The 14,729-nt window shown below is 72.9% G+C and carries 13 protein-coding genes; 12 read left to right on the top strand and 1 reads right to left on the bottom strand.

Going from position 1 to position 14,729, the window contains the following annotated elements:
* Window positions 1-35 precede the first annotated feature (35 nt).
* The 10 genes from ACH443_RS05500 to ACH443_RS05545 all read left to right on the top strand — a co-directional run bounded on the left by ACH443_RS05500 (window position 36) and on the right by ACH443_RS05545 (window position 9,380).
* Window positions 36-761, top strand: a complete 726-nt coding sequence (locus ACH443_RS05500; protein WP_429762177.1) for a cell division protein FtsQ/DivIB — start codon at window positions 36-38, stop codon at window positions 759-761.
* A 239-nt stretch (window positions 762-1,000) separates the two neighbouring features.
* On the top strand, window positions 1,001-2,353 hold the full coding sequence (gene ftsZ, locus ACH443_RS05505; RefSeq protein WP_430589690.1) for a cell division protein FtsZ: 1,353 nt from the start codon (window positions 1,001-1,003) through the stop codon (window positions 2,351-2,353).
* Window positions 2,354-2,360: 7 nt separating this feature from the next.
* Window positions 2,361-3,179 (top strand): peptidoglycan editing factor PgeF, encoded by an 819-nt coding sequence (pgeF, locus tag ACH443_RS05510; protein WP_430557196.1) that lies wholly within the window; start codon window positions 2,361-2,363, stop codon window positions 3,177-3,179.
* A gap of 149 nt (window positions 3,180-3,328) precedes the next feature.
* Complete coding sequence (locus tag ACH443_RS05515; RefSeq protein WP_429762174.1) at window positions 3,329-3,799, top strand: cell division protein SepF; 471 nt, start codon at window positions 3,329-3,331, stop codon at window positions 3,797-3,799.
* 101 nt (window positions 3,800-3,900) lie between these two features.
* Complete coding sequence (locus ACH443_RS05520; RefSeq protein ID WP_429762173.1) at window positions 3,901-4,194, top strand: YggT family protein; 294 nt, start codon at window positions 3,901-3,903, stop codon at window positions 4,192-4,194.
* 220 nt (window positions 4,195-4,414) lie between these two features.
* On the top strand, window positions 4,415-5,047 hold the full coding sequence (locus ACH443_RS05525) for a DivIVA domain-containing protein (protein WP_429762172.1): 633 nt from the start codon (window positions 4,415-4,417) through the stop codon (window positions 5,045-5,047).
* A gap of 159 nt (window positions 5,048-5,206) precedes the next feature.
* Complete coding sequence (locus ACH443_RS05530) at window positions 5,207-5,668, top strand: TraR/DksA family transcriptional regulator (RefSeq protein ID WP_429762171.1); 462 nt, start codon at window positions 5,207-5,209, stop codon at window positions 5,666-5,668.
* A 51-nt stretch (window positions 5,669-5,719) separates the two neighbouring features.
* Window positions 5,720-6,403, top strand: a complete 684-nt coding sequence (locus tag ACH443_RS05535; RefSeq protein ID WP_429762170.1) for a signal peptidase II — start codon at window positions 5,720-5,722, stop codon at window positions 6,401-6,403.
* Window positions 6,400-7,344 carry an RluA family pseudouridine synthase gene (locus tag ACH443_RS05540; RefSeq protein WP_430589691.1) on the top strand — a complete coding sequence of 315 codons (945 nt, stop codon included), beginning with the start codon at window positions 6,400-6,402 and terminating at the stop codon, window positions 7,342-7,344. Before ACH443_RS05535 ends, ACH443_RS05540 begins: the two co-directional genes overlap by 4 nt.
* An 86-nt stretch (window positions 7,345-7,430) precedes the next feature.
* A complete protein-coding gene (locus tag ACH443_RS05545; RefSeq protein ID WP_430589692.1) occupies window positions 7,431-9,380 on the top strand; it encodes an adenylyl cyclase in 1,950 nt (649 codons plus the stop codon).
* 56 nt (window positions 9,381-9,436) lie between these two features.
* Here the strand turns inward: ACH443_RS05545 and ACH443_RS05550 are convergent, their stop codons facing one another.
* The gene (locus ACH443_RS05550; RefSeq protein ID WP_430589693.1) at window positions 9,437-10,405 is read right to left on the bottom strand and encodes a LacI family DNA-binding transcriptional regulator; all 969 of its coding nucleotides are present in this window, start codon (window positions 10,403-10,405) and stop codon (window positions 9,437-9,439) included.
* Window positions 10,406-10,506: 101 nt separating this feature from the next.
* Between ACH443_RS05550 and dnaE the strand changes: the two genes are divergently transcribed.
* Together dnaE and ACH443_RS05560 are read left to right on the top strand one after the other, a co-directional pair.
* A complete protein-coding gene (dnaE, locus tag ACH443_RS05555; protein ID WP_430589694.1) occupies window positions 10,507-14,094 on the top strand; it encodes a DNA polymerase III subunit alpha in 3,588 nt (1,195 codons plus the stop codon).
* The gene (locus tag ACH443_RS05560; protein ID WP_430589695.1) at window positions 14,091-14,612 is read left to right on the top strand and encodes an NUDIX domain-containing protein; all 522 of its coding nucleotides are present in this window, start codon (window positions 14,091-14,093) and stop codon (window positions 14,610-14,612) included. Before dnaE ends, ACH443_RS05560 begins: the two co-directional genes overlap by 4 nt.
* The last annotated feature ends 117 nt before the right edge of the window (window positions 14,613-14,729 follow it).

Raw genomic sequence — 14,729 nt, forward strand, 5'->3', positions numbered from 1 at the left:
CGGTGGTCCCGGCCGGGCAAGAGGTCCCGCCGCGGGTGTCGACGGCGATGGCGGACCGGCTCGCCGAGCGCACCGCGATGCGCCGGCACCGCGCCTGGCGGCGGGTGCTCGCGTGGGTCCTCTCCGTTGTGGTCGTCGCGGGCCTCGCGTGGGTTGCCCTCTGGTCGCCGGTGCTCGCCCTGGAGAGGGCGGAGGTGAGCGTCGCCGGCGCGGGGCGGTACGTCGACGAGGCCAGGGTGCGCGAGATCGTCGAGGCGCCCGACGGCACCCCGCTGCCCCGCCTGGACACCGTGGCGATGCGGGAGCAGGTGCTCGGGCTGCGCGGGGTGAAGGACGTCCGGATCGCGCGGGCCTGGCCCCACGGGCTCGCGGTGGAGCTCACGCCGCGCGTCCCGGTGGCCGCGGTGCCCGACGGGGACCGGCTGGCCCTGCTCGACTCGTCCGGGGTGCGCGTGGCGACGCGCGACGCGGCGCCGAAGGGGCTGCCGCAGGTGGACGTGCCGCTGGACGACGCGCTGGCGCTGCAGGCGGCGCTCCACGTGCTGGCGGCCCTGCCCGCCCAGCTCGCCGGCAAGGTGGAGCACGTCAGCGCCGACACGCAGGACGCCGTCGAGACGGTCCTGGAGGACGGCACGACCGTCCGGTGGGGCGGCAGCTCCGACCTGCCGCTCAAGGTCGAGGCGGTGCGCACGCTGCGCAAGCTCGCCGACGGCGCGCGGACCATCGACGTCTCGTCGCCCGAGCTGCCGGTGACCCGATGAGGGGAGCGACGGCGGCGCGGCAGGCGCGGACGGGTGAGGCAAGCATCGGGCGCGCGCGACACGCCGGAGCACGTCCGGCCTTGCGCCCGCCGCGCCGCCTACCGTCGATCGCAGCAGCAACCTGACATAACTCTAACCCTCAACTCGAACCTTAAGGTTGGGCCCGCGGGCCGGCCGGCAGGGCGGACGGGGGACGAGGACCGGACGTCGGGACAAGGAACGACCCGAGAGGCAACGACGTGGCAACTCCGCAGAACTACCTGGCAGTGATCAAGGTGGTCGGTATCGGCGGTGGCGGCGTGAACGCCGTGAACCGCATGATCGAGGTCGGGCTCAAGGGTGTCGAGTTCATCGCCATCAACACCGACGCGCAGGCGCTGCTGATGTCGGACGCCGACGTCAAGCTCGACGTCGGCCGTGAGCTCACCCGTGGCCTGGGCGCCGGTGCCGACCCCGAGGTCGGCAAGAAGGCCGCCGAGGACCATGCCGAGGAGATCGAGGACGTCCTGCGGGGCGCCGACATGGTCTTCGTGACGGCGGGCGAGGGCGGCGGCACCGGCACGGGCGGCGCGCCCGTGGTGGCCCGGATCGCCCGCTCGCTCGGTGCGCTGACGGTGGGCGTCGTGACGCGCCCGTTCACCTTCGAGGGCCGCCGCCGCTCCGTGCAGGCCGAGCAGGGGATCGACACCCTCCGCGAGGAGGTCGACACCCTGATCGTCATCCCGAACGACCGGCTCCTGTCCATGTCCGACAAGAGCGTCTCGGCGATCGCGGCGTTCCACTCGGCGGACCAGGTGCTGCACTCCGGTGTCCAGGGCATCACCGACCTCATCACGACGCCGGGCCTCATCAACCTCGACTTCGCGGACGTGAAGTCCGTGATGCAGGGGGCGGGCTCGGCGCTGATGGGCATCGGCTCGGCGAGGGGCGAGGACCGCGCGGTGCAGGCCGCCGAGCTCGCGATCTCGTCCCCGCTGCTCGAGGCCTCCATCGACGGCGCCCACGGCGTCCTGCTGTCGATCCAGGGTGGCAGCGACATCGGCCTCTTCGAGGTGCACGAGGCCGCGCGCCTGGTGCAGGAGGCGGCGCACTCCGAGGCCAACATCATCTTCGGCACGGTCATCGACGACGCGCTGGGCGACGAGGTGCGGGTCACCGTCATCGCCGCGGGGTTCGACGGCGGCGTGCCGCAGGCCCGCAAGGACGGTCGCGGCCTCGGCCAGATCGCCGGCGCGCCGGCCAAGCCGACGGTCGCGGTCGGCGAGGGCGGCACGACGGCGACGTCCGTGCCCCAGCCCGGGGTCCAGACGGCACCGCCCCGCCCGCCGCAGCCGGCCACCGCGTCGGTGCCGGCCGCCGCCGCGCAGCCCCGGCCGATCCCGGCCGAGCCGGACGACGTGCCGGTGAGCCTCGACGCGCCGCCGGCCCCGCCGGCGGGGGCGCGGCCCGCGGAGCAGCGCCGGCCGTTCACGGTGGTCGAGGACGCCGAGGGCGAGGGCGTCACCGTCGAGCGGCCGGTCGAGGTGCCGCGCCTGTTCGACGAGCCGCGCCGCCCGGCCGAGGAGCTCGACGTGCCCGACTTCCTCAAGTGAGCGCCGGGTGAGCGGAACTCACGGCGCGGTCGGCTGGGCCCAGGAGGCGCTGTTGCCGGACCAGTTCGGTGCGGGGCTGCTGCGGGTGGACCTCGGGGAGGGCGTCGTGGCGGGCTTCACCACGCGCCACGGCGGGGTGTCGCCCGCTCCCTGGTCGTCGCTCGACCTGGGCACCTCGACCGGCGACGACCCCGTGCGGGTGCGGGAGAACCGCGCCCGCCTCGGGGCATGGGTGGGGGCCCCCGTGGCGTTCTCGGCACAGGTGCACGGGGACCGTGTCCTGGGCCTCGGGGCCGCCGAGCTCGCCGAGTGGACGTCGACGGAGCCGCCGTCCGCGGCGGGCGAGGCCGACGCCATGGTCACCGCGGAGCCCGGCCTGGCGCTCGGCGTCCTGGTCGCGGACTGCGTGCCCGTCGTCCTCGCGGACCCGGTGGCCCGCGTCGTGGCGGTCGCGCACGCAGGTCGGGGCGGCGTCGCCCTGGGGGTCGTGCACCGCGTGGTCGAGCAGCTGCTCGCGCGCGGGGCACGGGCCGAGGACCTCCGTGCCGCCGTCGGCCCTGCCGTCTGCGGCGACTGCTACGAGGTGCCGGCCGCGATGCGCGACGAGGTCGCGGCCGTCGTCCCCGAGACATGGGCGACGACCACGGCCGGCACGCCGGCGCTCGACCTGCCGGCCGGCGTGCTCGCGCAGCTGGCGTCGCACGGCGTGGCCGCCACCCGGGTGGACCGGTGCACGCTCACGGACACCGACCTCTACTCCCACCGTCGCGCCACCGCCCAGGGCACGACGACGGGGCGCCAGGCGGGGGTCGTCGTCCTGACCTGAGGTGTCGTCGTCGCCGGGGGCGGCCTGACGCGCCCGCGACGCGCGACACACCGGCGTGTCGTGCGCGGATGCCGCCGCGGGCGTGGTTAACGTCATGACACCCGTCCGGGACGGAGGGCGGGGGACGTGGCGACGAACGGAGCAAGGCGATGGGCGGAGCGCTTCGCAAGACGATGCTGTACCTGGGGCTCGCCGACGACCAGGGTGAGTCGGAGGAGTACCTCGACGAGTACGAGGAGCTGGAGGCACCGGTGCGCGACCGTGACGACTACCAGGCGCAGGTCACCCCGCTGCACCGCGGCGGAGGGAGCGAGTCGGTGATCGCCTCCGACCTGCGACGCATCACGACCATCCACCCGCGCTCGTACAACGACGCCCGTACCATCGGCGAGGCCTTCCGGGGCGGCACGCCGGTGATCATGAACCTCTCCGACATGGACGACGCCGACGCGAAGCGCCTCGTGGACTTCTCGGCGGGCCTGATCTTCGGGCTGCGCGGCTCGATCGAGCGCGTGACGAACAAGGTCTTCCTGCTCTCGCCGGAGCACGTGGAGATCGCGGGCGAAGAGCCGCCGGCGGAGAAGGCCCCCGGACGCGGCGCGTTCTACAACCAGAGCTGACCGCGCGCCCGAGAGCGCCGATCGCACGCCGATCGCACCGTCCGGCACGGGCCGGGGCAGTTCTGCCCCGGCCCTGCGTCGTGCTCGGGTAGGTTCGACCCGTGAGTCTCGTCTTCAACCTGGTCTACCTGGTCCTGTGGCTGTTCCTGCTGTGCCTCATCGTCCGGCTCGTCTTCGACTGGGTGCAGTTCTTCGCGCGCGACTGGCGGCCGAAGGGCGTCCTGCTGGTGCTGGCGGAGGCGGTCTACACGGTCACCGACCCGCCGCTGCGCTTCCTGCGCAGGCTGATCCCGCCCCTGACCCTCGGCCAGATCCGTCTCGACATCGCCTTCCTCGTGCTCTTCATCGGCACGGGCATCCTCATGCGGGTGGCGTCCTTCCTGGCCGCGGCGTGACCCCGTGGCGTTGACCTCGGCAGCGCTCGCGCTGTGACCTGGGTCGGGGTTCGCCCCGGCCGTCGAGGGGCGCCCCGGTGCTGACCTGTGAAGACGTCGTGTGGGCGCGACGAGCCGGCCTCGTCGGGCAGGTCGCCCGCCGACACGTCCGCTACCGTGGTCATCCAGACGGCCCGGGAACCGGGTCCCACCGACCCTGCAAGAACGATGAGGTGAGACGATGGCGCTGCTGACGGCAGAGGACATCCTGAACAAGAAGTTCGCCGCGACCAAGTTCCGCGAGGGCTACGACGTCGAAGAGGTCGACGACTTCCTCGACGAGGTCGTGCGGACCCTCACGGCGGTCCAGGAGGAGAACGACGACCTCCGCTCCAAGCTCACCGCGGCCGAGCACCGGGTCGCCGAGCTGAGCCGCTCGGACGCTGCGCAGCAGGCGCAGCCCACGCCGACCCCGGCACCGGCCCCGACGCCGGCGCCCGCCCCGGCCGCCGCGAAGCAGCAGCCCGCGGAGCCGGAGTCCGCCACCGGGATGCTCCAGCTGGCCCAGAAGCTGCACGACGACTACGTGCGGTCCGGTCAGGAAGAGGGCGACCGCCTCATCACGGAGGCCAAGTCCGAGGGCTCGCGCATCGTCCGCGAGGCCGAGGAGACCAGCCACCGCACGCTCTCCCAGCTCGAGCAGGAGCGGTCGCTCCTCGAGCGCAAGATCGACGAGCTCCGCCTCTTCGAGCGCGACTACCGCACGCGTCTCAAGAGCTTCCTGCAGAACCTGCTGGGCGACCTCGACGCCCGCGGCTCGGCCCTGCCGCCGCAGCGGCAGAACGCCAACGCCGGTCGCGGCTCGGAGCTCTGAGCGGGGGGCCGTCACCCCGCGCACCCCGCTCCTTCGTCACGCCTCACGCCGAGCGGCCCGCACGACACGCACGCCTCTACCGCGCGTGCTGTTGTGCGGGCCGCTCGGCGCACTTACGCTGCGGTGACTCGTCGTCGACGCACCAACGAAAGGGCACCGATGGCCAAGCTTTCGACCACCACGCGCGCGGCACTGCGCGAGAACTTCCCGCACCTCGCGCGCGACGTGAAGTCCTTCCCGGTCCGTGACGGCGAGGACCCCTGGACCCTGCACGAGGTGGAGGAGCTGGCGGCCTTCCTGCTCGAGGAGAAGGAGCGCCTCGAGCGCGAGCTCGCGGCCGCCGACCAGGAGCTGTCGGACCTGCTGCGCAACTCGGGCGACGGCGCGGGCGACGACCAGGCGGACTACGGCTCGAGCGCGCTCGAGCGCGAGCAGGAGCTCACCCTGGTGAACAACATGCGCGACCTGCTCGCCCAGACCGCGCACGCCGTCGACCGCATCCGCAAGGGCACCTACGCCACCTGCGAGATCACGGGGCTGCCGATCGGCAAGGCGCGCCTGCAGGCCTTCCCGCGCGCGACGCTCTCGGTCGAGGCGAAGGCGCGCGAGGAGCGTCGCTGACCGGACGGTCCCGGCCCGACGACCGGCGCGGTCCGCCTACACTTGCGGACGATGTCGACCACGCCCGCCGGCTCCGCTCCGGCCCCTGAGCCCGCGCCGCGCCACGGCGCCCCCGAGATGCCCGGGTCGGACGCGCCCGCCGGCGACGCTCCGCAGGACGCCGGGGCGCCGGTGTCCGCGGAGCGTCGCCGGAAGCTGATCACGGGAACCTTCGTGCTCGCCGCGCTGGTGCTGCTGATCGACCAGCTGACGAAGTGGTGGGCCGAGTCCGCCCTGGTCTGGGGCGACGACCCGAAGCCGCTGATCGGCGAGCTGCTGCAGCTCCGGCTGATCTACAACCCCGGTGCGGCGCTCTCCATCGCCACGGGCATGACGTGGATCCTCACGATCGTGGTGGTGATCGTCGTGGTGGTCATCGTCCGCGCCATCCGCCGGATCGGCTCGACGGGCTGGGCGGTGGCCCTCGGGCTGCTGCTCGGTGGCGCGCTGGGCAACCTCGGCGACCGCTTCTTCCGCGAGCCCGGCTTCGCCCGCGGGCACGTGGTCGACTTCATCGACTACGGCGTCTTCGTCGGCAACGTCGCGGACATCGCCATCGTCGCCGCCGCGGTGCTCATCGTCATCCTGTCCTTCCGGGGGATCGGCCTGGACGGCCGACGGCACGTCGAGGACGGGGACGCCCTGCCAGAGCCGTCCGAGCCGGCAGCGCCGTCAGATCCGACAGAGGGGCGATGACCGTGCCGACCGGGTCCACCCGCACACTGCCCGTGCCCGACGGCCTCGCGGGCGAGCGCGTCGACGCCGCGCTCGCGCGGATGCTCGGCTTCTCCCGCACCCAGGCCGCGGAGCTGGCGGCCTCCGGCGCCGTGCTCCTCGACGGGCGTGAGGTCGGCAAGTCCGACCGGGTCGTCGCCGGCGGCCGGCTCGAGGTCACGGTCCCGGACGCGCGGCCCGCGGCGCCGGTCGTCGCCGAGCCGGTGCCCGGCATGGGGATCGCCTACGAGGACGACGACGTCGTGGTCGTCGACAAGCCGGTCGGTGTCGCGGCGCACCCGTCGCCCGGCTGGACCGGCCCCACCGTGGTCGGCGCGCTGGCCGCGGCCGGCTACCGCATCGCGACGTCCGGCGCGGCGGAGCGGCAGGGCATCGTGCACCGGCTCGACGTCGGCACGTCCGGGCTCATGGCCGTCGCCAAGAGCGAGGCCGCGTACACCGGGCTCAAGCGGGCGTTCAAGGAGCGCACGGTCGAGAAGGTGTACCACGCGCTCGCGCAGGGCCACCCGGAGCCCACGACGGGCACGATCGACGCGCCGATCGGGCGCCACCCCAGCGCCGACTACAAGTTCGCCGTGGTCGCGGACGGCAAGCACTCGGTGACGCACTACGAGGTGCTCGAGATGCTGCCGGCCGCATCGCTCGTCGAGGTGCACCTCGAGACCGGCCGCACCCATCAGATCCGGGTGCACTTCCAGGCGGTGCGGCACCCGCTGGTCGGCGACCTCACCTACGGCGCGGACCCCGTGCTCGCGTCGAAGGTGGCGCTGGAGCGCCAGTGGCTGCACGCCGTGCGGCTCGGGTTCGAGCACCCGCTCACCGGCCGCTGGGTCGAGGTCACCAGCGAGTACCCCGACGACCTGGCGCACGCGCTCGAGGTCGTCCGCGGGGCCTACCGGTAGCGCCCTCTTGTGCCCCGCGGGGGGAGCCCTTAGCGTTCGTCGCGACAGGTGACACGAGTCACCTACACCCTCGACGAGGAGGATGCATGTCTTCACCCTTCGCTTCCCGGGCGACGGCACAGGGCCCGGCGTCGGCGTCACGCGGGGGAGGCGGCCGTCGCGGCGCCTCCGCGATCGCCGCCGGAGCCGCCGTCGTGACCGTGCTGACCGGCGCCCTCGCCGTGCCGGCGCACGCCGCGCCTCCCCAGCGTGTCGATCCCACCGACCCCGACTTCGGACCGAACGTCACCGTGTTCGGCCCCGACACCCCGCAGGACGAGATCCAGGCGACCATGGACGCCCTGCACGCGGCCCAGGTCGACGCGGAGATGGGCTCCGACCGGCACGCCGTCTACTTCCTGCCCGGCAGCTACGGCACGCCGGAGGACCCGTTGCAGGTGAACGTCGGGTACTACACCGAGGTCGCGGGACTCGGGGCGTCGCCCGGGGACGTCGCGGTCCAGGGCGCCATCGAGGTGCGCAACCGGTGCCTCGGGGACGACGCGAACCCGAACTGCATCGCCCTGGTGAACTTCTGGCGCACCGTGGCCAACCTGCGCCTGGACGTGAACACCGCCGGCCAGGACGGCTGCAAGGCCACCGCGAACTTCTGGGCGGTGTCGCAGGCCGTCTCGATGCGCCGGCTCGACGTGCGCGGGCCGGTGTCGCTCATGGACTACTGCACCGCGGGGCCCCAGTTCGCGAGCGGCGGGTTCATCGCGGACTCCCGCTTCGACACCGCGGTGACCAACGGCTCCCAGCAGCAGTGGCTCACGCGCAACAGCGAGCTCGGCGGCGGCTGGTCCAACGGCGTCTGGAACCAGGTCTTCTCCGGCGTCGTCGGGGCTCCGTCCGACGCCGGCTTCCCCGCCGAGCCGTACACCGTGCTCGAGAGGACCCCGGTCAGCAGGGAGAAGCCCTACCTGTTCGTCGACGACCGGGGCCGCTACGCCGTGCGCGTCCCGGCGGCGCGCACACAGACCCGCGGCGTCTCCTGGGCCGACGGCGTGACGGCAGGGCGGACCGTGCCGATCACGGACTTCTACCTCGCACGCCCGGGTGACTCCGTCGCGACGATCAACGCCGCGCTCGCCCGGGGGAAGAACCTCCTGCTCACGCCCGGCGTCTACGACGTCGACCGGAGCATCCGGGTGACGCGACCGGACACCGTCGTGCTCGGCATGGGCCATGCGACGCTCACCGCCGCGCGCGGCGCGGTGCCGCTCGTGGTGGGCGACACCGAGGGCGTGGTGGTCGCGGGGGTGACGATCGACGCCGGCGCCGAGGAGTCGCCGGCGCTGCTGCAGGTGGGCAAGCGTCACGGCGCCAACCACCGGTCGGACGCCGCCAACCCGGTCACGCTGTCCGACGTGTACTTCCGGGTGGGCGGCCCCCACGTCGGCAAGGTCGACACGGCCCTGCGGATCGACGCCGACGACGTGCTCGTCGACCACACGTGGGTGTGGCGCGGCGACCACGGCGTCGAGGGGTTCCCGACCGACGGGTCCGCCGGCGTCAACGGCGACACGGCTCGCTGGCGCACCAACACGGGGCGCAACGGGGTCGTCGTCGAGGGGGACCGGGTCACGGCCACGGGGCTGTTCGTGGAGCACTTCCAGGAGCACAACACGATCTGGAACGGCGAGGACGGCAGGGTGGTGCTCTACCAGAACGAGCTGCCCTACGACCCGCCGACCCAGGCCGACTGGACGCAGCCGGACGGCACCCTCGGGTGGGAGGGCTACGTGGTCGGCGACGCGGTACGGCGTCACCGGCTCGACGGCGGCGGCGTCTACGTGTTCAACCAGAACGACCCGGGCATCGTCACCGAGAACGGCTTCGCCGTCCCGGACCGCCCTGGCGTGCGGCTTCACCACGTCATGACCGTCAACCTCAGCGCCGGGACGATCAACCACGTCGTCAACGGCGTGGGCGACGCGGTGCCGCCCTCGACGTCGGGGGCGCCGGAGTACGTCGTCGACTACCCCGCTCGCTGACCCGGGCGTCGTCGGACCCGTGCGGCCCGGCCGGGACCTCGGCCGGGCCGCACCCGTCAGGCGGAGCGGCGCACGACGACGTGGGCACCGTCGTCGGGCCACGGTGGCGCGTCGCGGCCGTCGAGCGCCGCGAGGACCTCCGCGGCCAGGTGCTCCGCCTGGCGTTCCACGGGCTGGGCCACGGTCGTCAGGGGAGGTGCGGCGACCCGGGCCCCGGGGGAGTCGTCGACCCCGATGACGGCGAGGCGGGACGGCACGGGGACACCCGCCTCGCGTGCTCCGGCGAGGACGGCGAGCGCGACCTCGTCGTTGTAGGCGGCGACGGCGGTGACGCCGGCGCCGCACAGGCCGCGCACCGTGGTCGTCGCCGGCTCGCCGGTGCGGACGGCGACGGTCGCGGGCACGGCCAGTCCGCGCGCGGCGCAGGCCGCGCGGAGGCCCGCGAGCCGGGCCCGGGCGAACCTGTCGAGGCGCGGGTCGTCCGTCGTGACGTACCCGAGCCGCGAGTGGCCCGTGTCGGCCAGGCGGCCGGCCTGGAGGGCGCCGATCCCGCGCTGGGAGGCGTCGAAACCGCCCGCCGCGGCGCCGTCGGCCGGCTCGACGGCACCCACGACGCGGATCCCGGCCCGTGTCATGGCACGCGCGTCGTCGGGCAGGAACGGGGCGAGACCCACGACCGCGAGCGGCGTCACGGCCCGCCACAGGTCGGTCAGGGCACGGGTGTCGCGATGGTGGTGCACGAGGACGAAGAGGCCCCTGGCGGCGAGGGCGTCCGTGAGGTGGTCGAGCAGGCTCTCGACCACCGGACCGACGGGCCAGTCCGGCAGGACGGCGACGACGAGGTCGCTGCGCCCGCGCCGCAGCGCCCGCGCGGCGGCGGAGGGTGCATAGCCCAGGCGCTCGGCAGCGGCGTGGATGCGCTCGCGGGTGGCGTCGGAGACCGACGCGCCGGGAGTGTCGTTGAGCACGTAGCTCACCGTCGTGCGCGACACCCCGGCCGCGCGCGCGATGTCGGCGCTGGTCACCCGCGGCACGTGGTCTCCTCTCCGGCGGCTGGGCAGCACTGTATCGGGGGCGCCCCGAGCGGCGTGCCGGACGTGTCGGGGGAGCCGCCTAGACTCGCCGCATGCCCGACGCAGGTTCCTCCACCGCCCAGCCGACCGGTACCTCCGAGGACGACTTCGTCCACCTGCACGTGCACACCGAGTACTCGATGCTCGACGGCGCGGCGCGGATGAACGACCTGTTCAGCGAGGTGTCGCGGCTCGGGCAGAAGGCCATCGCGATCACCGACCACGGGTACCTGTTCGGCGCGTTCGACTTCTGGAGCACGGCGCAGAAGCACGGGGTCAAGCCGATCATCGGCGTCGAGGCGTACGTGACGCCGGGCACCAGCCGCCACGACCGCACCAAGGTGCTGTGGGGCGAGCAGCACCAGCGGCGCGACGACGTCTCCGCGGGCGGCGCCTACACGCACATGACGCTCTGGGCGCGCGACAACGAGGGGATGCACAACCTCTTCCGCGCGTCGTCGCTCGCGTCGCTGGACGGCCAGATGGGCAAGTGGCCGCGCATGGACCGCGAGCTCCTCGAGACGTACGGCAAGGGCCTCATGGGCACCTCGGGGTGCCCCTCCGGCGAGGTGCAGACGCGGCTGCGCCTGGGCCAGTGGGACGAGGCGGTGCGCGCGGCGGGCGAGCTGCAGGACATCCTCGGCAAGGAGAACTTCTTCGTCGAGCTGATGGACCACGGGATCGAGATCGAGTCCCGCACGTACAAGGACCTGCTGCGCCTCGCGGAGCACATCGACGCGCCGCTCGTGGCCACCAACGACCTGCACTACACGAAGCAGGAGGACGCGCACTCGCACGAGGTGCTGCTCGCGGTGAACTCGGGCTCGACGCTCGACGAGCCGACCTACGACCAGGGCGGCAGCCGGTTCGCCTTCAGCGGCGACAGCTTCTACGTGCGATCGGGCGCGGAGATGCGCCGCCTCTTCTCCGAGCTGCCGCAGGCGATCGAGAGCACGCTGCTCATCGCCGAGCGCTGCGAGGTCTCGTTCGACACCAAGGCGAACTACATGCCGCGGTTCCCGGTGCCGGACGGCGAGGACGAGGTCAGCTGGTTCGTCAAGGAGGTCGAGGCCGGCCTGCGCCGCCGCTACCCCGACGGCATCGGCGACGACGTGCGCAAGCAGGCGAACTACGAGGTCGAGGTCATCATCCAGATGGGCTTCCCGGGGTACTTCCTCGTGGTGGCCGACTTCATCAACTGGGCCAAGGAGCAGGGCATCCGCGTGGGTCCGGGCCGAGGCTCGGCCGCCGGCTCGATGGTGTCCTACGTCATGGGCATCACGGAGCTCGACCCGCTCAAGCACGGCCTGATCTTCGAGCGCTTCCTCAACCCGGAGCGCATCTCCATGCCCGACGTCGACGTCGACTTCGACGAGCGCCGGCGCGCCGAGGTCATCCGGTACGTCACCGAGAAGTACGGCGACGACCGCGTCGCGATGATCGTCACCTACGGCTCCATCAAGGCGAAGCAGGCGCTCAAGGACGGCTCCCGCGTGCTCGGGTTCCCCTTCGCGATGGGGGAGAAGCTCACCAAGGCGATGCCGCCCGCCGTCATGGGCAAGGACATCCCGCTGTCGGGCATCTTCGACCCGAAGCACGAGCGCTACGCCGAGGCGTCGGAGTTCCGCGCGGTGCACGACGCCGACCCCGAGGCCCAGCGCGTGGTCGAGACGGCCCGCGGCATCGAGGGCCTGAAGCGCCAGTGGGGCGTGCACGCCGCGGGCGTCATCATGTCGAGCCACCCGCTGATCGACATCATCCCGATCATGCGGCGCCCGCAGGACGGCGCGGTCATCACGCAGTTCGACTACCCGACGTCCGAGGGTCTCGGCCTCATCAAGATGGACTTCCTCGGGCTGCGCAACCTCACGATCCTCGACGACGCGCTCGAGAACATCGTCATGAACGGCAAGGAGCCGGTGGCGATCGAGACGGTCGAGCTCGACGACAAGGCCACCTACGACCTGCTCGCCCGCGGCGACACGCTCGGCGTGTTCCAGCTCGACGGCGGCGCGATGCGCTCGCTGCTGCGCCAGATGCGGCCGGACAACTTCGAGGACGTCTCCGCCGTCATCGCCCTGTACCGCCCCGGTCCGATGGGCATGAACTCGCACATCAACTACGCCCTGCGCAAGAACGGCATGCAGAAGATCGAGCCGATCCACCCGGAGCTCGAGGAGCCGCTCAGCGAGGTGCTCGGCGAGACGTACGGCCTCATCGTCTACCAGGAGCAGGTGCAGCGCGCCGCCCAGATCCTCGCCGGGTACTCGCTCGGCCAGGCCGACCTGCTGCGGCGCGCGATGGGCAAGAAGAAGAAGGAGATCCTCGACAAGGAGTTCGTCCCCTTCGAGGCGGGCATGAAGGAGCGCGGCTACTCCAAGCCCGCGATCCAGGCGGTCTGGGACACCCTGGTGCCGTTCGCCGGGTACGCGTTCAACAAGGCGCACTCCGCCGGGTACGGCGTCGTCTCGTACTGGACGGCGTACCTCAAGGCGAACTACCCGACCGAGTACATGGCCGGCCTGCTGCAGAGCGTGCGGGACGACAAGGACAAGATGGCGCTCTACCTGGGCGAGTGCCGTCGCATGCACATCACGGTGCTGCCGCCCGACGTCAACGACTCCGCCGCCAAGTTCACCGCCGTCGGCGACGACATCCGCTTCGGCCTGACGGCGATCCGCAACGTCGGCGCCAACGTCGTGGACGCGATCATCGCCGCGCGCGAGGAGAAGGGCGCGTTCACCTCGTTCACGGACTTCCTCGACAAGGTGCCCGCCGTGGTCTGCAACAAGCGCACCATCGAGTCGCTCATCAAAGCCGGGGCGTTCGACTCGCTCGGCCACCCGCGCCGGGCTCTCCTCGTGGTGCACGAGCAGGCCGTGGACTCGGTCATCTCCGTGAAGCGCAAGGAGGCCGAGGGCCAGTTCGACCTCTTCGCCGGCTTCGGCGGTGCGGAGGAGGACGCGGCGATGTCGTTCGCCGTCGACGTGCCCGACCTGCCCGACTGGGACAAGAAGCAGCGGCTCGCGTTCGAGCGCGAGATGCTCGGGCTGTACGTGTCGGACCATCCGCTGTCAGGCCTGGAGCACGTGCTGGCGCGGGCGGCGGACACGTCGATCGCGTCGCTGATGGCCGACGAGGGGCGGCAGGACGGCTCCCAGGTCACGGTGGCGGGTCTGCTCACCAGCGTGCAGCGCAAGATGAGCAAGAACGGCAACCCCTGGGCGGCCGTCACGGTCGAGGACCTCGAGGGTGCCGTCGAGGTGATGTTCTTCGGCGAGACGTACCTCGCGTACTCGACGATCCTCGCGGAGGACCAGGTCGTCACGCTGCGCGGCCGCGTGCGGCGCCGCGACGACCAGATGCAGCTGCAGGCGATGGAGGTGTCGCTGCCGGACACGTCCGCCGTCGCCGACGCGCCCGTGCTGGTCACCGTGCCGCACACCCGCTGCGTCGAGCCCGTCATGGTGCGGCTGCGCGAGGTGCTCGCCACGCACCCGGGCTCGGCGGAGGTGCACGTGAGCGTCGCGGAGCCCGGCAAGCGGACGGTGGTGCGCGCGGCGGACACGCTGCGGGTCGAGAAGTCGCCCGCGCTGTTCGGCGACCTCAAGGCCCTCCTCGGCCCGAGCTGCCTGTCGTGAGCGCGACACACGGCACGACCGGCATCGCCACCTGGGACGACGGCTCCGCCGGCCACAGCTTCCGCGTGGTGCCGGCGGCGTACGTCTTCCTGCGCCGCGAGGGCCAGGTGCTGCTGCAGCTGCGGCAGGGCACGGGGTTCAGGGACGGGCACTGGTCGGCGGCGGCGGCCGGCCACGTCGAGGCTGACGAGTCCGTGCGGGAGGCGGCCGTCAGGGAGGCCCGCGAGGAGCTCGGCGTCGTCGTCGACCCCGCCGACCTGGTGCCCGTGACGACGATGCACCGCGGGGAGCCCGGCGGCCCGGCGCTCGAGCAGCGGGTCGACTTCTTCTTCACGGCGACCCGCTGGACGGGCAGCCCGCAGATCCGCGAGCAAGCCAAGGTCGCGGACCTGCGGTGGTTCCCGTTCGTCGCGCTGCCCGAACCGGTCGTGCCGCACGAGCTGGTGGTGCTGCGCGCCCTGCACGACGAAGGCCGGCACGGCACCCGCGTGCCGCCGATCCTCACCGACGGCTTCTGACGGCACGACCGCCGGGCGGTCTTCGGCGGCCGTTCGGTGGTGGTGGCCGTGCGCCGCGTGGCGGTCGGGTGCTGCGGCCACCCGGCGGGGGAGTCCTCCCAGCGCTCCTGCCGCCCG

It is taken from the genome of Isoptericola sp. NPDC019571 (assembly GCF_044389385.1).
Taxonomy (GTDB): domain Bacteria; phylum Actinomycetota; class Actinomycetes; order Actinomycetales; family Cellulomonadaceae; genus Isoptericola; species Isoptericola nanjingensis.